This window comes from Alcanivorax sp. IL3 (assembly GCF_047495465.1).
Lineage (GTDB): Bacteria > Pseudomonadota > Gammaproteobacteria > Pseudomonadales > Alcanivoracaceae > Alcanivorax > Alcanivorax jadensis.
The window spans coordinates 224,322-250,790 of the sequence record NZ_CP179931.1 but is presented as its reverse complement, the minus strand read 5'-3'; the positions used below and the strand labels follow the sequence as shown (position 1 = coordinate 250,790).

General features: G+C 57.9%; 27 protein-coding genes. 13 read left to right on the top strand and 14 right to left on the bottom strand.

Going from position 1 to position 26,469, the window contains the following annotated elements; translation table 11 throughout:
• Positions 1–21 precede the first annotated feature (21 nt).
• Positions 22–942: a LysR family transcriptional regulator gene (locus ACMG4M_RS01175; RefSeq protein ID WP_414430570.1), complete on the bottom strand. Its 921-nt coding sequence runs from the start codon at positions 940–942 to the stop codon at positions 22–24.
• A 103-nt stretch (positions 943–1,045) separates the two neighbouring features.
• Here ACMG4M_RS01175 and gstA point away from each other — a divergent pair, with 103 nt between their 5' ends.
• The 3 genes from gstA (at position 1,046) to ACMG4M_RS01160 (ending at position 3,793) form a co-directional block, all read left to right on the top strand.
• Positions 1,046–1,642: a glutathione transferase GstA gene (gene gstA, locus ACMG4M_RS01170; protein WP_414430569.1), complete on the top strand. Its 597-nt coding sequence runs from the start codon at positions 1,046–1,048 to the stop codon at positions 1,640–1,642.
• An 11-nt stretch (positions 1,643–1,653) separates the two neighbouring features.
• Positions 1,654–2,730: an NAD(P)H-dependent flavin oxidoreductase gene (locus ACMG4M_RS01165; RefSeq protein ID WP_414430568.1), complete on the top strand. Its 1,077-nt coding sequence runs from the start codon at positions 1,654–1,656 to the stop codon at positions 2,728–2,730.
• A 76-nt stretch (positions 2,731–2,806) separates the two neighbouring features.
• Positions 2,807–3,793 (top strand): YheT family hydrolase, encoded by a 987-nt coding sequence (locus tag ACMG4M_RS01160; RefSeq protein WP_414430567.1) that lies wholly within the window; start codon positions 2,807–2,809, stop codon positions 3,791–3,793.
• Between the two features lie 130 nt (positions 3,794–3,923).
• Here ACMG4M_RS01160 and ACMG4M_RS01155 read toward each other — a convergent pair whose 3' ends face one another.
• From ACMG4M_RS01155 to ACMG4M_RS01125, 7 genes are all read right to left on the bottom strand, one after another.
• On the bottom strand, positions 3,924–4,280 hold the full coding sequence (locus ACMG4M_RS01155; RefSeq protein WP_414430566.1) for a hypothetical protein: 357 nt from the start codon (positions 4,278–4,280) through the stop codon (positions 3,924–3,926).
• Positions 4,281–4,356: 76 nt separating this feature from the next.
• Positions 4,357–4,755 carry a hypothetical protein gene (locus ACMG4M_RS01150; RefSeq protein ID WP_414430565.1) on the bottom strand — a complete coding sequence of 133 codons (399 nt, stop codon included), beginning with the start codon at positions 4,753–4,755 and terminating at the stop codon, positions 4,357–4,359.
• Positions 4,756–4,845: 90 nt separating this feature from the next.
• A complete protein-coding gene (locus ACMG4M_RS01145; protein WP_414430564.1) occupies positions 4,846–5,685 on the bottom strand; it encodes a TIR domain-containing protein in 840 nt (279 codons plus the stop codon).
• Between the two features lie 78 nt (positions 5,686–5,763).
• Positions 5,764–6,651: a hypothetical protein gene (locus ACMG4M_RS01140; protein WP_414430563.1), complete on the bottom strand. Its 888-nt coding sequence runs from the start codon at positions 6,649–6,651 to the stop codon at positions 5,764–5,766.
• A gap of 88 nt (positions 6,652–6,739) precedes the next feature.
• Positions 6,740–7,291, bottom strand: coding sequence for a YfbU family protein (locus ACMG4M_RS01135; RefSeq protein ID WP_414430562.1), 552 nt, complete (start codon positions 7,289–7,291; stop codon positions 6,740–6,742).
• Positions 7,292–7,303: 12 nt separating this feature from the next.
• Positions 7,304–7,810, bottom strand: coding sequence for a hypothetical protein (locus ACMG4M_RS01130; protein WP_414430561.1), 507 nt, complete (start codon positions 7,808–7,810; stop codon positions 7,304–7,306).
• A gap of 529 nt (positions 7,811–8,339) precedes the next feature.
• Complete coding sequence (locus tag ACMG4M_RS01125; protein WP_335626024.1) at positions 8,340–9,041, bottom strand: TetR/AcrR family transcriptional regulator; 702 nt, start codon at positions 9,039–9,041, stop codon at positions 8,340–8,342.
• Positions 9,042–9,190: 149 nt separating this feature from the next.
• Between ACMG4M_RS01125 and ACMG4M_RS01120 the strand changes: the two genes are divergently transcribed.
• The 4 genes from ACMG4M_RS01120 to ACMG4M_RS01105 all read left to right on the top strand — a co-directional run bounded on the left by ACMG4M_RS01120 (position 9,191) and on the right by ACMG4M_RS01105 (position 14,063).
• A complete protein-coding gene (locus tag ACMG4M_RS01120; protein ID WP_414431151.1) occupies positions 9,191–10,633 on the top strand; it encodes a coniferyl aldehyde dehydrogenase in 1,443 nt (480 codons plus the stop codon).
• A gap of 215 nt (positions 10,634–10,848) precedes the next feature.
• Positions 10,849–11,382: a twin-arginine translocation signal domain-containing protein gene (locus ACMG4M_RS01115; RefSeq protein ID WP_414430560.1), complete on the top strand. Its 534-nt coding sequence runs from the start codon at positions 10,849–10,851 to the stop codon at positions 11,380–11,382.
• 51 nt (positions 11,383–11,433) lie between these two features.
• Entirely contained in the window at positions 11,434–13,050 is a 1,617-nt protein-coding gene (locus tag ACMG4M_RS01110) for a GMC family oxidoreductase N-terminal domain-containing protein (protein ID WP_414430559.1), read from the top strand.
• A gap of 149 nt (positions 13,051–13,199) precedes the next feature.
• A complete protein-coding gene (locus ACMG4M_RS01105) occupies positions 13,200–14,063 on the top strand; it encodes a PA4780 family RIO1-like protein kinase (RefSeq protein WP_297767543.1) in 864 nt (287 codons plus the stop codon).
• Positions 14,064–14,149: 86 nt separating this feature from the next.
• Here the strand turns inward: ACMG4M_RS01105 and ACMG4M_RS01100 are convergent, their stop codons facing one another.
• The 3 genes from ACMG4M_RS01100 to ACMG4M_RS01090 form a co-directional block, all read right to left on the bottom strand.
• On the bottom strand, positions 14,150–14,629 hold the full coding sequence (locus tag ACMG4M_RS01100) for a hypothetical protein (protein ID WP_414430558.1): 480 nt from the start codon (positions 14,627–14,629) through the stop codon (positions 14,150–14,152).
• 88 nt (positions 14,630–14,717) lie between these two features.
• Positions 14,718–15,266: a DUF4334 domain-containing protein gene (locus ACMG4M_RS01095; protein WP_414430557.1), complete on the bottom strand. Its 549-nt coding sequence runs from the start codon at positions 15,264–15,266 to the stop codon at positions 14,718–14,720.
• Between the two features lie 284 nt (positions 15,267–15,550).
• On the bottom strand, positions 15,551–15,934 hold the full coding sequence (locus ACMG4M_RS01090; protein ID WP_035245770.1) for a MerR family transcriptional regulator: 384 nt from the start codon (positions 15,932–15,934) through the stop codon (positions 15,551–15,553).
• Positions 15,935–16,015: 81 nt separating this feature from the next.
• On the opposite strand from ACMG4M_RS01090, the gene ACMG4M_RS01085 reads away from it, so the two are divergent.
• The 6 genes from ACMG4M_RS01085 (at position 16,016) to ACMG4M_RS01060 (ending at position 22,243) form a co-directional block, all read left to right on the top strand.
• Positions 16,016–17,080 carry an SDR family oxidoreductase gene (locus tag ACMG4M_RS01085; protein WP_414430556.1) on the top strand — a complete coding sequence of 355 codons (1,065 nt, stop codon included), beginning with the start codon at positions 16,016–16,018 and terminating at the stop codon, positions 17,078–17,080.
• Positions 17,081–17,176: 96 nt separating this feature from the next.
• Entirely contained in the window at positions 17,177–17,671 is a 495-nt protein-coding gene (gene coaD / locus ACMG4M_RS01080; RefSeq protein WP_035246259.1) for a pantetheine-phosphate adenylyltransferase, read from the top strand.
• Between the two features lie 265 nt (positions 17,672–17,936).
• Positions 17,937–19,610: a gamma-glutamyltransferase gene (gene ggt / locus ACMG4M_RS01075; RefSeq protein WP_414430555.1), complete on the top strand. Its 1,674-nt coding sequence runs from the start codon at positions 17,937–17,939 to the stop codon at positions 19,608–19,610.
• 84 nt (positions 19,611–19,694) lie between these two features.
• Complete coding sequence (locus tag ACMG4M_RS01070) at positions 19,695–20,456, top strand: hypothetical protein (RefSeq protein ID WP_414430554.1); 762 nt, start codon at positions 19,695–19,697, stop codon at positions 20,454–20,456.
• Positions 20,457–20,572: 116 nt separating this feature from the next.
• Positions 20,573–21,607, top strand: coding sequence for an NAD(P)H-dependent flavin oxidoreductase (locus tag ACMG4M_RS01065; protein ID WP_414430553.1), 1,035 nt, complete (start codon positions 20,573–20,575; stop codon positions 21,605–21,607).
• A gap of 216 nt (positions 21,608–21,823) precedes the next feature.
• Positions 21,824–22,243: an SRPBCC family protein gene (locus tag ACMG4M_RS01060; RefSeq protein ID WP_289622856.1), complete on the top strand. Its 420-nt coding sequence runs from the start codon at positions 21,824–21,826 to the stop codon at positions 22,241–22,243.
• A 155-nt stretch (positions 22,244–22,398) separates the two neighbouring features.
• Here ACMG4M_RS01060 and ACMG4M_RS01055 read toward each other — a convergent pair whose 3' ends face one another.
• The 3 genes from ACMG4M_RS01055 to ACMG4M_RS01045 form a co-directional block, all read right to left on the bottom strand.
• Positions 22,399–23,175, bottom strand: coding sequence for a TonB-dependent siderophore receptor (locus ACMG4M_RS01055; RefSeq protein WP_414430552.1), 777 nt, complete (start codon positions 23,173–23,175; stop codon positions 22,399–22,401).
• Between the two features lie 23 nt (positions 23,176–23,198).
• Positions 23,199–24,518: a TonB-dependent siderophore receptor gene (locus ACMG4M_RS01050; RefSeq protein WP_414430551.1), complete on the bottom strand. Its 1,320-nt coding sequence runs from the start codon at positions 24,516–24,518 to the stop codon at positions 23,199–23,201.
• A 124-nt stretch (positions 24,519–24,642) separates the two neighbouring features.
• Positions 24,643–26,415: a monovalent cation:proton antiporter-2 (CPA2) family protein gene (locus ACMG4M_RS01045; RefSeq protein ID WP_414430550.1), complete on the bottom strand. Its 1,773-nt coding sequence runs from the start codon at positions 26,413–26,415 to the stop codon at positions 24,643–24,645.
• Between the last annotated feature and the right edge of the window lie 54 nt (positions 26,416–26,469).

Genomic DNA, 26,469 nt, shown 5'->3' with positions numbered 1-26,469 from the left:
ATGTCTCTTGGCAAGGGTTAGTTAATGGTTTACCTGTGGCACAGCCTCCAGCAGGTAATCGATAAACAGACGGACCGGCCGGGAAAGCAACCGGTCCCTGGCGTACAACAAAGAAAACGGCCGCGCACAGCCGGCATAGGGCTGCAGCACCTCGCGCAGCTCGCCCCGCGCCAACGGCGCCTCCACCATAAACCGGTAGGTCTGGTACAGGCCGGCGCCGGCACGGGCCAGTTGAATGCCGGCACTGACATCCTCCTGGCACTGATAATCCCCGCGGGTGAGCATAGCGGTTTCCTGGCCGTTTTCCATAAACGGCCAGGCCACATGCCGACCAGTACTGGGCAGCAGAAACTGAATGCACTGATGGCTGTCCAGATCACTCAGGTCTTGCGGCTCCCCCCGTGCAGCCAGGTAGTCCGGCGATGCCACCACCACCAGCTCAGCCTGCTCCAGAGGACGGGCCACCAGGCCACTGTCCGCCGGCGGTCGGGCGCGCACCACCAGATCATAGCCCTCCGCCACCAGATCCACATTCCGGTTGCCCACATGGATATCAAACCGCACCTGGGGATAACGCTGCTGAAAGACCGGCAACAAGGGAAGAATCCGGGCATGGCCATAGGTAGTCGGCACGCTCAGGCGGATGGTGCCGGACGGCTGTTGCTGGGCACCGGTCAGCTCCCGCTCCACCTCCTGCAGCCGCCCCAGCGCTTCCCGGCAATGCAGCAGATAGGTCTGCCCGCTGTCGGTGAGCCGCAGTGAACGGGTGGTACGGACAAACAACCGTACCCCCAGCCGGGTCTCTAGCCGCGCCATGGCCCGGCTCACCGCCGCCGGGGAAATACCGGCCGCCTGGGCGGCCCCGGTAAAACTGCCCTGTTCCGCAGCCAGGCAGAACAACTCGATGCCACCCAGCTCCACATTGCCGAAATAACGCGCCATTCATTACACCATGTAATAACTGATGTGCCATTAACGCCATTTATTGACCATAGGACAAGAAAATACGCTGTGGTTCCCTTGAGTGCTAACAGGAATCACCACCATGAAACTCTACTACGCCCCCGGCGCCTGCTCCCTGGCGGTTCACATCATCCTGCGGGAACTGGCCGCTGACTTTTCCCTGGCCACGGTAGACCTGGCCACCCACCGCACGGGGGAACAGGACTTTTTCTCCCTCTCTGCCCACGGTCGGGTGCCTCTGCTGATATTGGATGACGGCACCCGGCTCAGCGAAGGGCCGGCCATCTGCCAGTATCTGACAGACCATTTCCAGCGCCAGGACCTGCTACCCGCCGCAGGTAGCCTGGAACGCTTCCGGGTGCATGAATGGCAGAACTTCATTACCACAGAACTGCACAAGAACTTTGCCCCTTTCTTCAAACCCGGCTACCCGGACGCCAGCCGGACACTGATGCGTGACACCCTGGGCAAAACACTGGGCTGGGTCGCACAGCAACTGGCGCAGCGCGACTTTCTCACCGGCGACACCTTTACCCTGGCGGATGCCTACCTGTTCACCGTTACCGGCTGGGCCGATGTCGCCGGCATTACCTTGCCCGAACGCCTGCAGACATACCGGCAAACCCTGATGCAGCGCGACAGCATTCATCAGGCCATGAACGCCGAAGGCCTGCTGTGAAGGAGCCCAACATGTGGAAAGCCAACCGCATCACCCGACTGCTGAATCTCGACATCCCGCTGATCCAGGGGCCATTTGGTGGCGGCCTGTCATCGGTGACCCTGGCCGCCACCGTCAGTAAGGCAGGAGGGCTGGGTTCCTTCGGGGCCCATCACCTGGCACCGGAAAACATTCTGGAGACGGCGGCGGCCATCCGTCAGCGCACCGATCGCCCCTTCGCCCTGAACCTGTGGATTCCTCCCCACGACCCGGCGACCCCCGCCGATGTGCAACACGGCACCGACTTGCTGGCGCCCTACTACCGCGAACTGGGCCTGGCTCCGCCGGCACTGCCCGATGCGGATTACTGGCCGGACTATGGAGCGCAGGTGGAGGCGATTCTGGAAGCCCGCCCGGCGGTGTTCAGCTTTGTCTACGGCATTCCCGAACCGGCCATCCTGAGCGCCTGCCAGCAACGGGGCATCCGTACCCTGGGCACGGCCACCACCGTGGCCGAAGCCCGGGCCCTGGAGCAGGCGGGGGTGGATGCCATTGTCGCCACCGGCTTTGAAGCCGGCGGCCATCGCGTCTCGTTTCTGGACCATCCGGAACGCTCGCTGAATGGCAGTTTCGCCCTGATTCCCCAGGTTCGTGACGCGGTCCGCCTGCCAGTGATCGCCGCCGGCGGCATCGCCGATGGCAGGGGCATGGCTGCCGCCCTGATGCTCGGCGCGGATGCCGTGCAGGTGGGGACCGCCTTCTTAGGCTGCGAGGAATCCAACGCCTCCGACCTGCACCGCGACGCGCTGTTCAGCGAGCGGGCACAGCACACCGGCCTGACCCGGGCCTTCAGCGGCCGCCTGGCACGGGGGATCCGCAATCGCTTCATGGAAGAAATGGCCGGGCGACAAGACATCCCCGGCTATCCACTGCAAACCTGGCTGACACGACCCCTGAAACAGGCCGCCCAACAACAGGGCGACCCGGAGCTGCTGGCCCTGTGGGCCAGTCAGGCGACACCGTTGCTGCAACATCGCCAGGCCAGCGCGTTGATCCGGACAATGGTGTCCGACTGTACGGAAAGATTGCCCGTTTCCCTATTGAACTGACTGCCAATTGTGCCGGCCAGCCGCTACCCTAGGCGGCTCCGGCACATCCACTGTCATTTTGATCGGGAAGACCCCCATGGGCGAAATCGTTCGTTCCCCGTTCCAGCCCCCTGTGTGGCTACGCAACCCGCACCTGCAAACCCTGTGGGGGCCCTTGGGCCGGGCGTTGCCGGAGGTGGAGCGGCACAGCGAATGGCTGCCGCTGGCGGATGGTGACCAGCTGTTGCTGGACTGGGCAGGGCCGGCAAGCCACCCCGGGCAGTTGACGGTGATCCTGCTGCACGGCCTGTCCGGCTGCAGCGATTCCCACTATATCCGTGGCATCCAGCGGGCACTGGCCGATGCCGGGGTGCGCTCGGTGGCGATCAACAGTCGTGGTGCCAAGCAGCCCAATGACACCGCGCTGTGCTACCACGCCGGGGAAACCGACGATGTGGATGCGGTGATCGAGCATGTGTTTGACCAGGACCCCACCGGCAATCGCATCGCCATCGGCGTGTCCCTGGGTGGCAGCCGGTTGCTGAACTGGCTGGCTCATCGGGACAACGGCAAGCTGACGGCGGTGGCCTCGGTGTGTGCGCCCCTGCGTCTGGACCTGTGCGCCAACCGGCTGGACCGGGGCCTGTCGAAACTGTACCGCCAGCATCTGCTGAAAACCCTGCTGACTCAGCTCGGCGACAAGAAACGCCACCTGGACAAGGTCAACCCGCCGGAAGCCAAGCGCCTGCACCGGCTCAACATGAGCGGCATCCGCTCCTTCTGGCGTTACGACGACCAGATCATTGCGCCCCTGTACGGCTTTCGCGGGGCCTACCACTACTACGCCCAATGCTCTGCCGGTCCCAAACTGCTGCAGATCCGCACCCCCACACTGATGCTGCAAAACCGCGACGACCCCTTCATGACCCCGGAGACGCTACCGCGCCAGGAAGAACTGGGCCCGGCAGTGACTCTGGAAGTGAGCGAGTACGGCGGCCATGTGGGCTTTATCAACCATGCGCCCCAGCGCTACTGGCTGGAACAGCGGTTGATGGCGTTTGTGCAGGGGTTCGGGTTTCGTTGAAGGCATGTGGCCTCACGCCACAGCCAGAGTCGCTGCTGTTGGAGCCCATGCTTGCATGGCGAACCGAGCCACAGCGAGGCAATGATGGTTTTTGGGAGAAAGAGAGTGGTCTTTGCACGATCTGCTCGGTTCAGAGGACATAGAATTCCTGTTCTCCCACGAGAATAGTGAAGTCTTCATAGGGCCCCTCTTGAGTGACAAAAACCAGGGTTGTCTCGCAGGAAAACGATAAGCAGAAATGGAAATCATCTCTTCTCTTCCAGCCAACCACTTTGCTTCCGATCAGTACATCTAGCCCACATGTGGTTATCCACGAACCAGAGAAAAGCTGCTTGGAATCCCCGCTCTTCTCTAGTAAAACCTTCCCCCCGCCTTGGATAGAAGAATTATCGAAGTAGAGCTGAATTTGATGCTGATCGATGCGAATCTGGGATAAATCCTCTCCAGTAAGCGCGCTCAAATCAAAATCTTCAGGTATCCGATTCATTTAGCACCAACGCCCGGCTCACGCGCCGGTTTGGAGCCGCGAAGCGGCGGAAAATCGGTCGATGTGCAGTAGGCATTTAGTTACTGCCCTGCATGCTGGCCTTTATCTTGTCATTCAATTCAAGATACTGCTGAAACAGTTTTGCGAACGGTTCTTCATCGCCTGCAAAATAGCCTATCTGCTTTATATCGACCGTATCCTCACTCTCTACAACTTGGCGAGTAATCCACGCAGGATGAGCTGGATGGCCTTTTGTCGTGAACGCATAGTTCATGGCTTCTTCGTTGTTGGAGTACACAACAAGGTTCTGGTCTGGAAAGTGTTGTGCCGTGCCGTCATAAAGGCTTTCCACTTCGTCCTTAAAAGTCTCCAGCTGGTCACGTGTAACGTTCGCAACCTCAAACGGTTTAAACGTATCTGCCCAAGCTGTTAAAGATGCAGCAAAGATTGTGATTGCCAACAAAATCCGATTCATAGTTTTTCCTAACGTCTGGCTCACGCGCCGGTTTGGAGCCGCGAAGCGGTGGAAAATCGGTCGCTGTGCAGCCGCTGGTTAGCGCCTTGTTTAAAATGGAATATCGTCGTCAAAGTCATCCACCGGGACTGGGGCAGGGCGCGAATCAGAATCCATTTTTGGCAGTGAATCCTCATTTTCTAACAGATAATCAATGCCATCAGCGGTGATCGAGAAGCCGTAGTACTCATAGTTTCCGTCCTCGACAATACTCTTATCTAAATAGCCAAGCCTCTCCAGCTTGATGAGCGCAAGACTCAGGTGTCCGTCGCTGACGCCGCCTATTTCATTAAATACCATATGCGCCGCAACACCCTCGGGCGATCGAGCATATGACTCCAATACTTTTGCAAGGATGAGGTGCTCCGTCTCTCCGACCTTATATTTGTATCCAACTTTCCGTCGAACCTTTTTCTGAACATCAAGATCTTGGGAGACCAAACCCAGTTCCGCGACACGTTTCTTTATCAGGACGCTTGGATGATTTACAGCTGCTTCTAAGTTTTTGTCAGACCGATTTCCCTCATAATCTGCCGCAGTGAGTCCGAGTAGGTCAGTAGGCAAGTGAAGGTCAGTATCCCTTGGTTTGACGATGAAGCATCTATCTTTGCCGAGTGTTCCAGTGAATAAGCCGAGTTCATAGACAACGTTGTCGCGAGTAACCTGTCTTTCCTTTTCCCGAATCTGTGCAACGTCGTCGGGCGTAAAAATGAATATCGCAAAATCCACCGTATCGGCCATTTGGACAAGCGCTTCTATGGTCGATTGCGATAGCGCAAAACCGTGTTTCCAGACTGTTACTTCTGCTTGATGATCGAGATTGACGTTGAATGCATCTGCTACATCGAGACTTTCAGCCGAAGATGCGATAAATATTCTTGGTTTTCTCATAGTATTACCTGCAGTCTCCAGCAATGAAGGGCGAAGCCAATCTCTCGCTATCGTCCCTGCACCGCCGGGTTAGCCATTTCACAGTTCTCCCGTGAGGCAACAGATTAGGCGGTGATCTGAAATAACGAAATCTGATGGGTTGGTCGAATCCTGCTGGCCAACAAAGAACACCCAACTCTTCTCAGATTTCTTGCCTGCGTCAGAACGTTCCTTGGCTTCTTTACGAGAAACTTCTAGCTCAGTAAGAACGTAATTCTTCTTCGCAGCACTCCAGCTCGAGGAGTCGATGACCAGACGATAGGGCGATGAAAGCTTCTTGTTGGCCCAAAAGCCGTAACTCAGTTCAACAACAGTTTTTCCCGAAATCTCTTTCGGTTTAGACCAGCTCAGTGGAGCGACATAAATATGCTTTTGGGAATATACCACGATATCTCGTGACGCAAGCTTTCGAACGACTTCATCATAGCTGTTTCCATATGCACCGGGAACGCGCAGTGGAAGATCGCGGTCATTGGGGAAATTCATGAACGTACGGCAAATAGGCCGAATCGTGTGTGCTGTCCATTGAGTGTGTGTTTTCCCCGTTGTTGTTCCTGATGAACTGCCACCAGATGAAGTGCCTTTCCCTCCCATGGGCACACCTGGTGTTGCTACTTTTTTCCGCTCATCAACCAGCTGTAGTTTTGAAGGGAAAGAACCAGGAAACCCTGCCTGAGTAGTGACGCGCTCTTTGCGCGCCTTGACGATGAGCTTTTCTTCGCCCTCAGTGTCACACCACAATTCATGGGGCTTGGATGGAAGCTCTTTGAAATGAGGACGTACTTTGTGATGAGCCTCAAAGGAAACTGGATTAACTGTCACCCCACATCCTCGGCAGATGTAACCTTCTTTATCAACCGGTTCAATGTACCAGAGTTGCTCGCCATCAACGATTTGTCCTGTGTAGCGGTCTACAGCTGAATCCATAGTGAGTCCTTGAAATGGCTAACGCCTGGCTCTGCGGCTTGCCGAAGCGTAGCGTAGGCAAGTCCGACAGCAGCCACTTGTTAGGCCTTTATCTATTTTCGGGGTGGACTCTTTCTTTCAGAATATCGACAATATTTTGTGCAGAAAGAGGCTGAAAATTGAGATCTTGAAGGAGTGGCTTAAATACTGAAAGCATCCGACGATATGAATCTATCGAAGGGCAATGTGAGTTAAAATTACGCCCTTTAAACTCTTCAAATCTATCTAGGTCATTTACTAAGAATGAAGCTGTACCCATATATTCGGTTTCATTATTTCCATCGAATCCGGGAAACTTAGGATCTTTCCCAAATGGCGAGGCTTCTTTTTCAACGAACTCCTTAGACTCACTGGAAAGGTTTTCATAACTTCTTTCTATCATGCTCCACATATCTAGAATATCTAGGACTTCCTTTACCACTTCGGGGGTTTCTTGTTCCTCAAAAGGTATGCCTACGTATTTCCAAGGAATGCTCCAAGTATTATTTGAGAAGATTGCGGATCGAATAAAGTCTGGCTCTACCTCACCTTCAACACCAAGCTTGTCATATAATTCGCTAAGCATTAAAAGGATTAGCTTTTCACCATCTGTAATTTTCATATTTTGTATCCTTTAATTTGTAGCGACATTTTCTTTCTTTTCATCAGAAAGCTGTTTCACGAATGGCATGAAGCTATTAATTTTGTAATAAATGCTTTTCCCTGATTCTTTTTTCTCTTCAAATGACTTCGCCTCTGAGAGCGATTCGATATCAGGGTGCAACTGCTCACACAACTCCTTTGCTTTGTTTTCAAAGAACTCAGTGAAATGAGAACTATGCTCGTTTATAAACCTTGAGTACTCTTCAACCTCTTTTGCGATTGACCCACAGTTTACGCCTCTTAGTAGTGACTGGTTACACGATGGCCCAACTTTCGAGACAACTTTCAATATTCTGCTAGTTTCCGCATGAACCTGAGAAACCTCGACAATCTTTCTTCTTTCAATTATCTCATCTTTAACATTTTCGGCTTTTGTTGCGGCCTTAGAAGCTTTGCGCGCTTCAATAAAAGCCCAAATGGCAGCTACTATAGATGCTAAAGACCCAACAACTGATATCCATGTTTGAATTGTGCTCAATTCTTGAATTCCTCTTCGGGCCTAACAGCGTATTCAATTGCAGATGCGATATATCACTTTGCAATATATCCCCGCTCCCATTCTTCCCTGAACCCACTCGAAACGCCAAGGCGAACAAAGCGTTATCTTCGATCCAGGAATTATTATCATCCGACTTTTCTTGCACTTGCGTGTTGAACAGGAAATTTTGTTCGGACTTTTCTTTCATCACCAAATCAGAAAACTCACTTTATCTCAGCAACTTACAAAAATATGTAAGCCATATCCTACATATTCAACTTGCGCGCGGGTGAAAAACGGCGGGATGGCTAACAAAACAAACATGGGGAGGGAACTTCCGCAAACTGACAACCAGACACTCAGCAGTCATCAATGCCCGCGTTTGAAAGGGATTGGAGGGATGGGTTCTTAGCAGGGAGAAGCTGTGCGCGTTCACCGCAGAGCACACGGAGAAGAGAGGGTATTCCTCAGTGTTCTCTGTGCCCTCTGTGGTAAACCCTTTTTTGCAGTGGTTGCGAGGGAAGGGCAGTTATTCGCTGCCGGTTCTGTCCAGCCCGGGCACATGGCCGAGCAGCAGGGTCGAGGTGTCGTCCGCGGCCCGGTAGCGGGCCTTCATTTCTTCCAGGTGCTCGCGGGTCTCGCCGCGCAGGAAGGGTTCTTCCAGACAGATGATCTGGTAGATGCCGTGGCGCATCAAGGATTCGTCCAGGGCTTCATCCGCCGCCGCGTCCGGGCGCAGGCCATGAACCAGCGATGCCCAGGAGGACATCAGCACCCAGGTGTTCACCATCAGCCCCTGTAGCTGTTCATCATCCAGGTCGAGAATGCCGCTGCTGCGCAGCTCGCCGTAAATCACCCGCCCCCGTTCCAGCACGATTTCCACAAAGGCCTGATAGCGAGCGGCCAGTTCCGCATCGGCGTGCAGGAAGTGGGTCAGATCGCGATGAAAAAACCGGTACTGCCACATGGACGCCAGCAACCCCTCGAAATAGTGGGTCTTGATGGTCCAGGTCAGCGGCCCTTGGGGGGCTTCCAGAAGGGTCAGCAGGTGCTGGCTGTAGCGCTCGAACAGCGCCGCCACGATGGTGCCCTTGTTACGGAAGTGGTAGTAGAGATTCCCCGGGCTGATGCCCAGCGCCTCGGCGATGTGATTGGTGGTCACATTGCGTTCCCCTTCGCGGTTGAAGAGGGTAAGGCTGGTGTTGAGGATGCGTTCCTTGGTGCTGGTCATTGTAGGCCAAATGTTGTGATTTCATTACCGCAGGTTGACTCCTAGAGTAATTACTCTAAAAATCAGACTCAAGGTTAATTTTTGATCGGCGGCCAGGGCCGTCGGTTTTGTCATCATACATAATGAAAAGCCTCGGGAGGCAAGTGACCATGGTCGCCGAAGTGAAAGATCTCCACAGCAACAATGCCGACATCGAACGCATGCAGCAGATTTTCGCTGCCCAGAAAGCGGCCTACCGCCAGCACCCTTACCCCAGCGCGGAACAACGCATTGAGCTGATCAACCGCATCAAACCGATGCTGCTGGACAACCTGGATGCCTGGATCGAGGCCCTCAACAACGATTTCACCACTCGCGCCGCCGACGAAACCAAGCTGGCCGAGATGCTGCTCACCCTGGAAGGGCTCAAGTACACCACCAAGAAGCTGCGCAAGTGGATGAAGCCCCAGAAGCGTAGCGTCAGCGCGCTGAGCTGGCCGGGCAAGACCTGGGTGGAATACCAGCCGGTGGGCGTGGTGGGCATCATCGTGCCCTGGAACTACCCGATTCAGTTGGCCGTGGTACCGCTGATTACTGCCCTGGCCGCCGGCAACCGGGTGATGGTCAAGATGAGTGAAGCGACCCCGCGCACCGGTGCCTTGCTGGAGAAACTGATTGCCGACACCTTCCCGGAAGAACAGGTGGCAGTGATCAATGGCGAGGTGGATGTGGCCCAGGCGTTCTCCAGCCTGCCGTTTGACCACCTGCTGTTCACCGGCTCTACCACCGTGGGCCGCCACATCATGCGTGCCGCCGCTGCCAACCTGACGCCGGTGACCCTGGAGCTGGGCGGCAAAAGCCCCTGCATCATCGGTCAGGACTTCCCGATGCAGGATGCCTGCGAGCGTATCGCCTTCGGCAAGTGCCTGAACTCCGGCCAGACCTGTGTGGCCCCGGACTACATCCTCTGCCCGGAAAACCGGGTGCAGGAATTCGTGGACGCCTGGAAAGCCCAGGTGGCCCAGTCCTACCCCACCATGGTCAACAACCCGGACTTCACTGCCATCATTAACCCGCGCCAGCACAGCCGGCTGCAGGGCTACCTGAAGGATGCCAGCGAGAAGGGCGCCGATGTCATCGAGATCAACCCGGCCAACGAAGATTTCACCGGCAGCCAGAAGATCCCTCATACCCTGGTGCTGAACGTGACCGACGACATGCAGATCGCCCAGGATGAAATCTTCGGCCCGCTGATGATCGTGGTGCCCTACAAGAATCTGGATGACGCCATCGAGTACGTGAACGAGCGCCCTCGTCCGCTGGCGCTGTACTACTTCGACTGGAACCAGGGCAACTGCGACCGGGTACTGAAGAACACCCACTCCGGTGGCGTCTGCCTGAACGACACCATCTCCCATGTGGGTGTCGACGACATTCCGTTCGGTGGGTCAGGCGAGTCCGGCATGGGCGCCTACCACGGCCCGGAAGGTTTCCTGACCTTCTCCCAGGCCAAGGGCATCTACAAGAAGGGCAAGTTCAACGCCACCAAGTTTATCCTGCCCCCTTACGGCCGTGGCATGCACAAGATCATCGACAAGTACTTTTTGAAATAGGAACAGCGGTTATAGATTCACCGTTGCCTTGCTGTAGGAGCGGCGCTCGAGCCGCGAACAGCCTCACGCAGTAACGAGGCACGAGAAGCAAGTTACGAAAGACGAAGAGCGGGTTTGAGGTTTTCGAAACTCGCTTCTCGCAACTCGTATTTTATTGGTTCGCGGCTCAAGCGCCGCTCCTACAAATAACCACTAACAAGAATATAGAGTGCGCTATGGATCAGGGACTCAATCGCCGCAGCTTTCTCAAGCTGGGCGCCGCCGGTAGTGCCTTGCTGGCCACCGGCTCCAGCCTCACCCTGCTTACCGGCTGTTCCAGCAATGACGGCCCGGCGGCAGGTTATCGCCATTTTCGCCAACAGGATGTAGACCTGCTCACCCCGCTGGTCGGCGCCGTGCTGGGTAAGGCCCTCACGGATGTGGGCGCCAGTGCCGAAGACGGCATGAAGGCTTACGACGATCTTCTGGATGGGGCCATGCCCGGCACCCGGGCCACCCTGTTTCAGATTCTTGATCTGATGCAGCTGGGCGCTGCCCGCTGGTTTATCACCGGCACCTGGGCCAGCTTTGCCGAGCAGAGCGAAGACCAGCTGCAACAAACCCTGGCCCACTGGTCTTCCAGTGATCGCGGCCTGTCGCAGATGGCATTCAAAGGCCTCACCCAGCCCATGTTCATGGCCTGGTACGTGAAGCCCGAGGCGGCGCGCAGTACCGGTTACCCGGGCCCGCCGCAAAAAATCGTCGCCTGAACAGCGGCCTTTCTTCTGCACCAGCCAGTCAAAAAATAAAAGGACAACGCCATGCAGGACCTGTCTTCCCTGCCCATCAAGGGCATCAATGACCCGTGGAAAACCGGTATCAAGAACGGCTGGGATGTCATTGACGGCCGTACCGTTTCCGCTGACCGCACTCTGGAAGCGGATGTGGTGATCATCGGCACCGGTGCCGGCGGCGGCGTCAGCGCAGAGATTCTCACCCAGCGCGGCCTCAAGGTGATTCTTATCGAAGCCGGCAAGCTGATGAGCTCTGACGACTTTACCCTGAACGAAGGCCAGGCCTATCGGGATCTGTATCAGGAGGGCGCCATGCGCGCCACCAAGGATGCCGGCATCACCATCCTGCAGGGCCGCACTGTGGGCGGCACCACTGTGGTCAACTGGACCAGCTCCTTCCGCACCCCCAGTGAAACTCTGCAGTACTGGCAGGACACCTTCGGCGCGGAAAACCTGCTGCGCGATGATCTGGACCCCTGGTTCCAGAAGATGGAAGAGCGGCTCAAGATCAGCCAGTGGATCATGCCCCCCAACGCCAACAACGACGTGCTGAAAAAAGGCTGCGACGCCCTGGGCTGGGAATGGGCCGTGATCCCGCGCAACGTGGAAGGCTGCTGGAATATCGGTTACTGCGGCATGGGCTGCCCGACCAATGCCAAGCAATCCATGCTGGTGACCACACTGCCCACGGCCATGAACAACGGCGCCACCCTCATTCACAGCGCCCAGGCCCATCGTCTGATCATCGACGGCGATACCGTCACCGGGGTGGAAGTGCGCCCGCTCAACAATGACAAAGTCGCCACCGGCGCCACGGTCACCGTCAAGGCGAAAACCGTGATTGCCTCCGGCGGCGGCATCCAGACTCCCGCCTTGCTGATGCGTTCCGAGGCACCGGACCCCCAGAGCAGGGTAGGCAAGCGCACCTTCCTGCACCCCACCACCTTCACCTTTGGCATCTACGACAAGGAAGTGGCGCCGTATTACGGTGCGCCGCAATCCCTGTATTCCGACGAGTTCGTGTTCAAGCATGGTGTGGACGGCCCGGCGGGCTACAAGCTGGAAATGATGCCCATGCACCCGGGCCTCACCGGTGCCCTGATGGGTGGTTACGGTGGTGATGCCCGCAGTGAAATCGAGCGGCTGCCCAACCTGGCAGCCTCCATCGCCCTGATCCGGGATGGTTTCCACGCCGACAACCCCGGCGGCAATGTGGAACTTCGCGACAATGGCGAGCCGGTCATCGACTACCCCGTTGACCCCTATCTGCTGGAAGGCGCCAAGCGCACCCACCTGACCATGGCGGAAATGCACTTCGCCGCCGGGGCCAAAGAGATCCGCCCCAGCCACGGCCATGCCGGTTATTACAAAAGCTGGAAAGAGGCCAGGGACGCCATCAACAACCTGGCCTACGACCCGGTGATCACCGGCCTTGGCAGTGCCCACGTGATGGGTGGCTGCGCCATGGGCCAGGATGAGTCCCAGTGTGTGGTCAACAGCGACGGCAGCTACAAGTATCTGAACGGCCTTTATATCATCGACGGTTCGGTATTCCCCACCAGCCTGGGGGTGAACCCGCAGCTCACCATCTATGGCATGAGCGCCCGCAACGCCACCGCCCTGGCGGACAAGCTGCAAGCCTGACCCGCCTCTGAATAACGCCCTGCGACGGTTACCTGTACGGCGCAGGGCGTTACTTTTACCGCCTCACCTCATCGCCCCCAGCGCCGATTCCGACAGGAAAACCACAGGAAGCAGGCGAAGCCGGACGCCAAATAAGGTATAAGTGCGGCATGAAAACCCCGCAACGATTACAACCCCTGGTCGATGACGGCCTCATCGACGAGGTCATCAGCCGTCTTATGAGCGGCAAGGAAGCCGATATCTTCGTGGTCCGCTGTGGCGAGGAGATCCGCTGCGCGAAAGTCTACAAGGAAGCCGCCAAGCGAAACTTCAAGAAAGCCGCCCAGTACCGGGAAGGCCGCAAGGTCCGTAACAGCCGCCGCAGCCGGGCCATGGAGAAAGGCTCCAAGTTCGGCCGTGAGCAGCAGGAAAAGATCTGGCAGAGCGCCGAAGTGGACGCCCTGCGTCTGCTGGCCGAAGCCGGCGTGCGCGTGCCCAAGCCCTACGACATGCTCGAAGGGGTGCTGCTGATGGAGCTGGTCACCGACGACGAAGGCGACGTGGCCCCGCGTCTCAGCGAAGTGGTGATGTCCGCCGAGCAGGCAGAAGAAGACCACGCGCTGATGATGCAGTACGTGGTGCGCATGCTGTGTGCCGGGATCATCCACGGCGACCTGTCCGAGTTCAATGTGCTGGTGGATGACTACGGCCCGGTGATCATCGACCTGCCCCAGGCCGTGGACGCCGCCGCCAACAACAGCGCCGAAGCCATGCTCTACCGGGATGTGGACAACATGACCCGCTATTACGGGCAGTACGCCCCGTCACTGCGCGGTAGCCGCTATGGTCAGGAAATCTGGGCCCTGTATGAAAGCGGCGAGCTGACCCCGGACAGCGAACTCACCGGCCAGGTGGAAGACGACGGCCATATCGCCGATGTGGAAGACGTGCTGGCAGAAATCAAGGCAGCGTTCGAAGAAGAGCAGGAGCGTCGCGAACGGCTCAGTGGCGACGCCGAGGACAGCGGTTATTGACCCCATCAGGTAGGGTGCACTGAGCCTAAGCGAACTGCACCATCCAAACGCCGAATTGGTGCAGTTCGCCTTGGGCTCAGTGCACCCTACGCATCTTGAAGCGCCTGGCCCAGACACCGGCTAACGTCCGGCGACAACGTATCGATCATGGCGTCCGCCCAGAAAAATCCCTGCACCGATACCCCACACAAGAACACTACCAGCAGAAAAAAGATCAGCGGCTTGATACGCGCCCGGTGGCCGTACGCATAGCGGGTAGGGCGAAACACTTTTTCGTCGGGCAGGGGCGACTGGCCCAGTCGTAACACACGAACACTGTGCCGCCCCTCAATGGCCAGCACCACCAATGCCAGCCCCAGCGGCAAGCCGATAAAGAGGCTATAGATCACCCACTCCAGACCATTAAGAGACCCGTAGTCGTGACAGTGGGCCGTTTCCACGTAGCGCTCGAACCAGGGGAAAAAGAAAAACTCGGTCAGCAGGAAAAGCGGCACAGCCCAGGCGGCATGAAACAAAAGCAGGCGGATACGTTCAGCCTTGCTGTATTGCGGTGCCCACTCGGCCATACGCCTTCCCCCGAATCGATCGTCCCTGTGAGAGACATGGCTCCCACAGGGATTACGGATTATTCAGCAGGCATTCTGGCAGAAAGGCTCAGCGGTCGTCGCGACGCAGCACAAAGAAAAACGGCTGCTTCATGCCTTTCAGATCCATGATGCCGAGCACGGTGTTGTCATCCACCTTGCGGAACACATCATTGATGGGCAGGTTGTCGTAGGACATGGTGGCGGAGGTTTTTCCCCGGTAGTTCACCATGCGCAGGCGGGCGGCGGACTGGCGCCCGGACAGCAGTGGCAGCATCCACTGGAACAACTTGCCGACCCGTTCTGACTTCAGGAACGGCAACCGGTCGAGCAGGCCCAGCCCCGGCATCACCAGCAGCGGTTTCACCGTCGTGAGCTCACCGGACGCCTTGCGAAACACCAGCGGGTGCACATGCTCCGCACTGTCAAAACGCTTGCCGTGCCAGTGACAACGCTCCAGCACCCCATCCAGCGGATGACCGGTTTCGAAGCCTTCGCCTTTCCAGGCACCGATCATGAAATCCGTCTCAATAGGCTCCAGCGCATCATAAAGGGCCAGTGCATCGTCCGGTGATACCCGGCCGGCCTGTTGCGCCGCTGCAAAACTGATTGTTTTCAATTTGCTTTGATCTGCCTGTGACGCACCCATGCTCTACTCCCGGAAACCGTGTTAATGATGGGCTCTTACGCTAAGCAGAGTGCGGCGGAATCACCAGCGCTTGTGCGCTATTGTCAGGCAATGACGTTCACCAAAAACATCATTGATTGACCAAAATGGTCTTTTGCTAAAAAACGGATAGAAAAAGAGAAAAATCATACGATATTGTTTACTGCACACCCGGCAGCATCGACATCTTTAGCCTGTGTTTTCCTCAGTGAACTCTGTGCCCACTGTGGTAACAATCACCCCTTGCAGCGTCCTTCTTCGCGCAATGCCGCCGCGCTGTCTTCCAGCCGTTGCTGTTCCCGGCCCAGCAGGGCACTGACCTGTTTCAGCTCGCGAATCTTGTCGTCCACCGCCGCCTTCTTTTCCGCCATCAGCACTGCGCCCTGTTCGCAATCGATGCTGTCGCTGCGCAAGGCATCGAGCACTTCTCGAATCTCACGCAGGGAAAACCCCAATGCCTTGAGCTGACGCACCATGGCGACTCGTTCCACCGCCTTTTCCGGATAGTCCCGGTAATTATTGCCACGCCGTTCCACTTCCTGGAGCAGGCCGGCCTTTTCGTAATAGCGCAGGGTGTGGCGGTTCACGCCGGTGCGCTGTTCCAGTTCTGCGATCTGCATGGCCGCCTCTCAATTCACTGTTGACCTTAGAGCATACTCTACCCTTTAGGGTGGTGGCATACCCCATCACGGAGACCTGCCATGACCTTGCTCATCACCGGCGCCACCGGCTTTATCGGCCGCCATGTCTGCGCCCAGTTAACCCATGACCATGACATTCTGGCGGTATTGCGCCAGCCGGATAGCCAGCTTCCCGCCCTGCGCCAACAGGTCAATGCCCTGGGCGGACAGGGCGAGCGCCTGCAGGCGGTGCAGGGCGACCTGGATCTGCCCGGCCTTGGTCTGCCGGAGGATCTAGCTGCACCCCGGGCCATCATTCACCTGGGCGCCCGCTTTGCCTGGCAACTGGATCGCGCCACCGCCCAGCGCACCAATGTGGCCGGCAGCCTGGCGGTGGCCGAGCTGGCCCGACGCCATGGCAGCCGCCTGGTGTTTATCAGTGGCTTCATGCTGGAAAACCGGGAGCATCTGCAACGACTGGGCATCACCAGCGACGCCCCGGATCAGGTGGACTGGCAGCACGTCTACCGCCGGGCCGGCGGTTATGAAGCAAGCAAACTGGAAGCGGCAATCCGGGTACGCGCCCTGGCGGCAACCTGCGATCTGAACCTGGTGGAAGTGCAACCCGCTACCGTCGCCGGCCACAGTCGTACCGGCGCCCTGGATAGTGCCCAGCCACTGTTTGCCCTGCTCGATAACCTGGCACGGGGGCGGATGGCCATGGTCCCGGGCAGCCCCGAGCACTGGCTGCCGCTGGTGGCTGTGGATCATCTGGCGGCACTGATTGCCGTGGCCGCCACCGCTGACAGCGTCCCGCAGCGGCTACTGGCCCTGGACCCGACCACGCCCAACTTACAGGGCCTGCTGGCCATCGCCGCCGATATGCTGGGCCGGCGCGCGCCCCAGCGGCACCTGCCGATACCAGTACTGGCGGCGTTGCTGCGCCTGCCGGGTATGCCAAGGCTGATGAACACCTGGCCGGAGGCCCTGCACTTTATCCAGCCCACCCGCTTCGACACCACCGACACCGACCATTTCCTGGATCAGCAGGGCCTGGCACGCCCTGCCATGGAGGCGGTTATTGCCCGCAGCGCCCGCTGGTACCAGCAACACCATGGCAATCCAGCGGCCCCGCAACCGGCCTGACCCTGCATCTTTGCTGGCGCTTGGGGTATGCTTGCGGGCATTGTGGGTGCCCGGCCCGGCGCCGGGTACGGTATTCAGCGACAAAGCGAGCCAAGCATGACCAACCGCGTAATCTACCCAGGCACCTTCGATCCGATCACCAACGGCCATCTGGACCTGGTCGAACGGGCCGCCAAGATGTTTGATGAAGTGGTCGTCGGCATTGCCGCCAGTGAAAAGAAAGGGCCCCTGTTCAACCTGGAAGAACGTGTCGACCTGACCAATCAGGTACTGGCCCATCTGCCCAATGTACGGGTCACCGGCTTCTCCAAACTGCTGGCCCACTTCTGTAAGGAAGAGGAAGGCAACATCCTGCTGCGGGGCCTGCGGGCGGTGAGTGATTTCGAATACGAATTCCAGCTCGCCAACATGAACCGGCAACTGGCACCGGACCTGGAAACCGTGTTCCTGACCCCGGCGGAGCACCTGTCCTTTATTTCCAGCTCGCTGATTCGCGAAATCGCCCTGCTGGACGGGGATGTGAGCAACTTCGTGCCGCCGCTGGTCGCGGAAGCGCTGGAGCAGAAACGCCAGGAAAGAAAGAAACGATAGCGGCACCCGACAGCGCGAGTCAGCCCCTGCATACAGCCAGGCCAACCCCGCGAACCGGAACCAGTCGCGGGTAGCGGCTTTTCAGAAGCGGTAGCCTTGGATCGCGTTGTCAGAATAGCCACTCAATAATAATAACGCTGACAAACTGCTGTAGGAGCGCCGCTCGAGGCGCGAACCTGCTTGCGAAAGCCTTCCCGGGTACGCTTCGCGTCTCAAGCGACGCTCCTACAGCGAAGGCAGAACACCCCGTCCACGGAGGAACCCCATGCGCATTTTGCTCTCCTTGCTACTGCTGATCACCGTCAGCGCCCAGGCCGCCGGGCCGGGCAAGAACGCGGTAGCGAGCGCTCACCCACTGGCTACCGAAGCGGGCATGGAGATCCTCAAGCAGGGCGGCAATGCCTATGATGCGGCCATCGCCGTGGCCGCGGCACTGGCGGTCGTCGAGCCCTACTCAGCGGGTATGGGCGGCGGCGGGTTCTGGTTGCTGCACCGGGAAAGTGACGGCCTGCAGACCTTCGTGGATGCCCGGGAAACCGCCCCGGACGCCGCCATCCCCACCATGTACCAGGATCGCGATGGCAAGGTAGTGCGTGACTGGGCACTGAACGGCCCCAGCGCCGCCGGCATCCCCGGCCAGGCCGCCGCCTTTGTGCACCTGGCGGAGAACTACGGCAAGCTGCCCCTGAAGACCTCCCTGGCCCCTGCCATCCGGCTGGCCAAAGACGGCTTCGAGGTGGAAGCGCATTACCGTAAACTGGCCGGTTACCGGGAAGATGTGCTCAACCGCTTTCCGGAAGCTGCCGCCATCTTCCTGCACAACGGCAAGGTGCCCCCCGCGGGCCATGTGATCAAGCAACCGGATCTGGCCCGGGTGCTCACCCTGCTGGCCGAGAAGGGCAAGGCCGGCTTCTATCAGGGCGACGTGGCCCAACAGCTAGTGGATGGCGTGGAGCAGGCCGGGGGTATCTGGAGCCTGGACGACCTGGCCAACTACGACGTGATTGAGCGCTCACCTACCGTGAGCACCTTTAAAAATGCCCGTATCGTTTCCGCACCGCCGCCCTCCGCCGGCGGCATCGTGATGGGCCAGGCCCTCAATATCCTCAGTCAGTTCGATGGCGAACCGGATACCCACCTGATCGTGGAAGCCATGCGCCGGGCCTACCAGGATCGGGCCCGCTACCTGGGCGATCCGGACTTTGTGGGTATCCCTGTGGATAAGCTGTTGAGCAGCGATTATGCCAAGCAGCGAGCCAGCACCATCAACCCGGACGAGGCCACCCCCAGCCACACCCTGGGCGAACCGCTCACCGTGGAAGAGGGCTTCCACACCACCCACCTGTCGGTACTGGACAAGGCCGGCAACCGGGTCGCCGCCACCCTGAGCATCAATCTGCCCTTCGGCAGCGGCTTCGTGGCCCCGGGCACCGGCGTGCTGCTCAACAACGAAATGGACGATTTTTCCGCCAAACCCGGCGCCCCCAACGCCTATGGTCTGGTGGGTAGCGAGGCCAACGCCATCGCCCCCGGCAAGCGCCCCCTGTCGTCGATGACGCCTACCTTCGTGGAATTCGACGACCGCGTGGCCATCCTCGGCACCCCCGGCGGCAGCCGTATCATTACCATGGTCATGCTCGGCGTGCTGGAAGCGGCCAACAACCAGCCGGTGGATGCCTGGGTCAACCGGGTCCGCTTCCACCACCAGTACCTGCCCGATGAAGTGCAGGCGGAGCCGGAGTTTGTCGGCAGCGAAGCGGCCAAGGAATTGATGCTGCGCGGCCACCATGTGGTCTCCACCGGCCGCGACTACGGCAATATGCAGGCGATCCTGTGGCGCAAGGACAGCAATGAGGTCAGCGCCGCCAGTGATCCCCGCGGGATTGGTAGTGCCGAGGAGAGTGGGCAGGCGGCATTGCAGAGAACCGGCTCGGACTGATCAACGAGATCGCTAACGGAATATGATGCGCAAACTCTGCAATTCTGCGATTGGTCGCTTACACGATTACTTTCAGGCTTCTCTGTGAATAAACAGTTCATTTTTCGACTAATTGCAGTGGCTTTTTGTCTGCAAGTATTTCTTGCCTACGGCAAGTCTCCTGAGAGGCATGAGGGGGAGCCTCATCTTGACCTGGCTCCGCCTCAATTTGAGCAACACCTATCACACGTCTTTTCATTGCTTGATTCTAAAAAATTTGAAGAAGCAATCAGTTACTCAGGCTCTGTCGAAAACTTACCTGAAGAATGGAAAGAATATCTTGTTGCCAACACACACTATGAAATAATCATTCCCGAAGAAAAGTGCTTTGAGCATAGTAAAAAAACAGCAAGAAACAAAAAACTCCCAAATATAATACGCTCCAGGCTCTACGTAATGGCATTAAACTGTCGTTATCTTTACTCCAAAGATAACGATGATCTTTTTGATGAAATTTTTTCTTTCAAAAATATTGATACCGGCTATCTAAAAATTGTTTTAGAAAGTTTTCGGTATGCCCACATTGATGCGATATGGAGTTACCGCATACAAAAACGAGGCAACACTACAGATATTTCACACAACGTCATTCATTCCGGAACCGAGCATTACTACTATGTCATGTCTTCATTTAGGGTTTCTGAAGACGGGAGCGTTTACGACATTGATATCGTAAAATCATGGCCAGAAGTTGACGATCAAAATCGTCTCACAAAACACATGGACTTCAACCGTATTCAACACTCAGCCAACCCTGGCGACAGAGTTATCGTATATTTTTTATTTACACCCTTCACCAGCAGCTAATACGCACTGGCTGATTGTCTCACCACTGACTAAAAAGCGAGAGCCTATCGAAAAGTAGAAGAATTCTCTGGTTCCCGTTAGCGTTGCTCTTCCCATGATCATGACTGGAGCCGCCCATGTCTTCCCTGTTTGATACAGCACCTCCCCTAATCCAGGCCCCCATGGCCGGCGTGCAGGACTGGCGCCTTGCGGCGGCGGTGTGTGAAGCCGGTGGGTTGGGGTCGGTGCCGGCGGGCATGCTCAATGCGCAGGGACTGGAAGAACAGTTGGCGCAACTGCGCGCGGCCACGGACCAGCCCTGGAATGTGAATTTCTTCTGCCATACACCACCGACGCCGGACCCGGAAGGGGAGCAGCGCTGGGTGGAAACCCTGCAACCCTTCTATGAAGAGTTCGCGGCGGATGCCGCCGCCATTCCCCATGGCCCTTCCCGCCAGCCCTTCGACCAGGATTGCGCCACAGTGCTGGAGCGATTTCGCCCGGCGGTGGTGAGCTTCCATTACGGCTTGCCGGAGGCCGCCTTGCTGGACCGGGTCAAGGCCACCGGTGCCAAAGTGTTGTCCAGCGCCACCACGGTGGAAGAAGCCCTCTGGCTGGCAGACAACGGCGCCGATGGGGTGATTGCCCAGGGGCTGGAAGCCGGCGGTCATCGTGGCCATTTCCTCAGTGACGACCTCAGCCTGCAGCAGGGAACCGTCAGCTTGCTGCCGCAGATTCGCGACGCCATTTCCCTGCCGGTGATCGCCGCCGGCGGCATTGCCACACCGGCAGGGGTCAAGGCCGCCCGCGCGTTGGGCGCCTCAGCTGTTCAAGTAGGCACGGCCTATCTGCTGTGCCCGCAGGCCACCACCAAAGGGGTGCATCGGCAGTGGCTGCAGAGTGATCGTGCCCGCCATACGGCCTTGACCACGGCATTCTCCGGACGCCCGGCCCGGGGAATAATCAACCGGTTGATGGCAACAGTAGGCACGATGCCGGAGACAGCCCCGGCCTTCCCGCTGGCGGGCAACGCCATTGGCCCGTTGCGCGCCGCTGCGGAAGCCCAGGGCAGCGGTGACTGCTCACCGTTGTGGGCAGGGCAGTTTGCCAGTGCTTGCCGGGATGTATCGGCAGTAGAAGTGACCCGGTGGCTGGCCGAAGGCTGGAGTTAGTTTTTACGTAGGAGCTATGCTTGCATGGCGAAGAATTCAGAACCTGTTCGCCATGCAAGCATAGCTCCTACAGAAAACCTGGCAGGGCCGCGTCCCCTATGGCCCGATTTAACCTTGCAGACCAGCGGCTAACGGTCAGAATCGACATCCTGTTTACCGGCCATGCCGGTGTGAGACTTGCCCGGCCCGTTGCCGGGCCCTAGCGGAGTGCTTTTCATGCAGCGTATCGAGATTACCAAGACCTTCCCGTTTTCCGTGGACAAGCTGTTCGACTTTCTCAGCGACCACGAAAACCTGGAAGTGATTTTCGCCCCGGCCAAGATCAAGCGAGTGAAACCCGGCATCGACAGCCCCAACGGCGTGGGCTCCACCCGTCGCATGCGCATCCTTATCGCACCGCCGTTCGAAGAAACCGTCACCAAGGTCGTGCCGAACGAACTGATCGAGTACAAGATCAGCAAGGGCAGCCCCCTGAAGAACCATAAAGGCACCATGCGTTTTTCCGAAAACGGCAACGGCGGCAGCCAGCTGCACTACGTGATTGAGTTTGAAGGCAAACTGCCCCTGATCGGCCCGGCAGTGAAAGCCGGCCTGGGCCAGGCCATCAGCCGTGGGCTGAACAAGCTGAAGCTGTAAGCCGCACTCTGTAGGAGCCATGCTCGCATGGCGAACCCTCTTTGAATCGCCATGCGAGCATGGCTCCTACAGAAGTTTTCAGACATAAAAAAACGCCGACACCCTTGCTTGCACAGATGCCGACGTTGAACGGTTGCGACAGTGATTAACCGTAATTAGAACGTATAGTTCAGACTCAGGTTTGCGTTGGTCGGTGCACCGTAGTAGCTCTGACCAAAGTACCGCAAGCTACTCAGATACTTTTCGTCGGTCACGTTGTTCACTCGCAGTTTGGCATTGAAGTTATCAGTGAAGTCATAGCCTGCCATCAGGTTAACCAATGCATAACTTTCCTGTTTTGATTCATTACCGCCGCTGGTGTTAGTCACCGTACTCTGCCAGTTAACGGTCATGCCCACCTTCAGTTTCTCCAAGCCGGCCGGGCGATAGGTGGTCGCCAGTGTGAAGGTTTCTTCAGGAATATAGGTTCTCAGCTCATTGCCTTCATCATCATCCTCAATGTCCAGATAGGAGTAGCCAGCTGAAATATTCCAGTTCCTCATGACCTCACCGGACACCTCGGCTTCATAGCCCCCGCTATCGAAGTCCTCTCCCCGGTATTCGGCTATCGGTGTGCCGTTGTCAATTTCCTCTGCCACGTTTTTCTGTTCGGTTTCGAATGCCACCAAAGAGGTATTCAGGCGGCCCTGGAACCATTCGCTCTTCAGGCCATACTCGATATTGACACCCTCGATCGGGTCCAGACGGTTTCCGTCCGGCTTCTGTTCCGTTTGCGGATTGAAGATAGTGGTATAGCTGGTGTACAGAGAATGCTGCTCGGTCAGATCAAAGATCACGCCGGCATAGGGAATCAGTTCAGAGGCACTGGTGGTGCGGGTAGCGCCGTAGGCCTCCCCCTCGCTTTCCACATCCTGATAACGCGCACCAACCACCGCGGTCAGCGGGTCAGCCAGATTCAGGCGGGTGGCCAGATACCCCCCAGGTACCGATCGACCCAGTCACTGCCTTCTTGCTCCCCGTCAAAGGCTGGCTCAGGGAAGTCCCCGGTGAACACTTGCTCCGAGTCAATCGGTGTAAAGCGCGAACCGCCGAAATCAGCAAAAATGGACATTTCTTTAGGGCGGACTTTGCCACGGTTAAAGCCGATGACCATTTCATGGACACGCCCACCGACCTCATAGGGCCCCCGGGCAGACAGGTCAACGGTTTCCTGGCGTTCATAGCTCTGGAACTTGCTGGGGTAGGCAAACATGCCATCCAGATCACGGGTGGGGTTACCGAACAGGTAAAGCAACTTCGAGTCGCCCACCCATTTACGGTATTGATAAACCGCTTTGCCTTCCCAGCCATTATCAAATTGGTGGGCCAGTTCGACAAAAGCGTCTTCTTTGACCGTATCCCAAAAGGCCCAATCGGCCCCTGTGCTGGTAGAGACGCTAAAGTCTGTGGGGGTGCCATCCGCGTAGAACAGCGGTAAGGAGCCCCACATGTTCTGGTCCGCGTTATCTTCCTGGCGAGAATAGCCAACGGTGAACAAGGTGTTCTCAGTCAAATCTGCTTCAACCACACCATAGAGGACGCCACGCTCTTTTTCATACCGGTCCAGGTAGGAGTTCCCATCCCGGTACGCGGTCACCACACGTGCCCGGACATTATCGGTCAGACTACCTGATACATCGCCATCGGCGCGGTAGGTGTCCCAGGAGCCTCCGGTCAAACCGATTGACGCGCGCGCATCACGGGTAGGACGCTTGCGGACAAAGTTCACCACAGCGGAAGGCTCGCCCGCGCCAGCCATCAGACCATTGGCACCACGAATCACTTCCACACGCTCAAACAACGCGGTATCCAACTCACCGCGCACGCCGGGGCGACCGGAAGGCGAACCCACACCGTCATATTTAAAGGTATCAATATCAAAACCGCGGGCATTGTATTCAGACCGATCGGTTTCGTATTTCTGCACGGTAATACCGGTGGTATTGGCCAACACATCATTCATTGTGTTTTGGCCGAAATCATCCATTTCCGTGCGGGTGGTCACGGACACGGATTGCGGCGTTTCACGCAAGCTCATGGAAAGACCTGTCGCACTGGAGACAGCCTTTTGGGGAGCATAGCTTTCGGTATCGTTGGCTACCTCACCAGACGCAGAAGCACCGACAGTGATTTCGCTCAGCTCATGAACAGACGCATCCGTCTTGTCCGCCTGGAGGGCAGGCGATAGCAGCAACAGCGAGGCGTTTATCGCCCCAAACAATATTCGATTTCCCATGGAAAGCCCCAGTCAGTTCACACATATTCGGCTTCGGCTGACAGAGTGTTCTCTGCCCCCAACAATGATCCGGGCCGAAACTGGCTGAGGATGTTAATGAATATGATAACGATTCTCAATAGTATTATTGACTGATGCCGTCATCCTGTGAGAGCAGAGACTGTAATTCCGCCCGACCACGCTGGTTGGCTTCCACCAGTTTGTCGCCGTCGTTCTGGTGTTCGACCTGCTCACGCAGCAGGCTTTCGTCCAGGTCGCGGAAACTGCGCACCAGATCGATGGCGGTGGATTCCGGCACGCCCAGTTGCATCAACGTCAGCCGGGTACTGAGCAGGGCGGACTCGAACGTTTCACGGATCACCTGCTGCACCCCAAGGTCATGAAGCTTGTAGGCGTGGAACCGGTCCCGGGCCCGCGCCACGATGGTCACATCGGGGAAATGATGGCGCACCAGTGCCGCTGCCTTCAGCGAAGCATCCACGTCATCCACGGCCAGCACCATTACCCTGGCGTGCTCCAGGCCAGCGTTGCGCAACAGGTCCAGACGGGTCACATCGCCGAAGTACACCTCGTTGCCATAACGGCGCAGCATGTCGATCTCATCCGGGTCGGAGTCCAGCGCCGTGAAGGGAATCTTGCGTGCCACCAGAATCCGCGCGGTGATCTGGCCGAAACGTCCCAGCCCGGCAATCACCACCCGTGGGTGGTGATCGGGCATATCTTCCGCTTCCAGATCCGGGCGGGCGCTGCTGGTGCGGCGCTCCGGCCACAGCAGTGTCACCAGCTTCAACAGCAACGGGGTGGCAGCCATGGACAGGGCGACCACCAGGTTGAGCTGACCCACCAGGGTGCTGTCGAGCAGATTCAGTGCCTGGGCCTGGGTGAACAGCACAAAGGCGAATTCACCGCCCTGGCAGAGCAGGATGCCGAACAGGGCGGTATTGCGCCATTCCACCCCGCGTACCCGGCTGATCACCGCCAGCACCAGCGCCTTCACGCCCAGCAGTACCAGTAGATACAGCGCAATGTCGCCGGGGTTGTCGACCAGCAGACGCAGATCCATGGTCATGCCGATGGCCAGGAAGAACAGGCCCAACAGCAGGCTCTTGAAGGGCTGGATATCGGTTTCCAGTTGCTCCCGGTAGGGCGAGTTGGCCAGCAGCACCCCGGCCACAAAGGCCCCCAGGCCCATGGACAGGCCCAGGTGCTCCATCAGTGCTGCGGCACCCAGCACCAGCATCAACGCACTGGCGATCATCAGTTCCCGGTTGCGCAGTTTGGCCAGCCACCCCAGCCACGGATTCAGCGCGTATTTACCCGCCAGCACCATGCCCGCCAGCGCCGCCAGCCCCGCCAGCAACTGCGGGCTGTCATCCCCCGCCTGCGCTCCGGCCAGCAGGGGCAACAGCAGCAGGATCGGGATCACCGCCAGGTCCTGGAACAACAGAATGGAAAACGCCGAGCGGCCCTGGGGCGTGCCCAGCTGGTTGTTCTCCACCAGCATCTGCACCACAAAGGCGGTGGAGGACAGCGCCAGGGTAAAGCCGATGGCCAGGCTAACGTTGGTCTCGAAGCCCAGCAGCAGGAAGGCACCGGCCAGCAGCAGGGCACTGAGAATCACCTGGCTGGCACCCAGACCCACCAACCGCTTGCGTTGCGCCCACAGCTGTTGCGGCGCCAGTTCCAGCCCCACCAGAAACAGCATCAGCACCACCCCCAGCTCGGCGAAGTGCAGCACATCGGTGCCGCCGCTGACCAGCGCCAGCCCAAGAGGCCCCACTACAATCCCGGCGGCGAGATAGCCAAGAATGCTGCCCAGACCCAATCGCTGGAACAGCGGCAATAACAACAGCGTAGCCGCCAGCAGAACCAGCGCCTGAGAGAAAAAGCCTTCCACGGTGATCTCCTTTTTCTGATCCGCTCATGCTAGCGGATTTGCCCATTAGCCGTT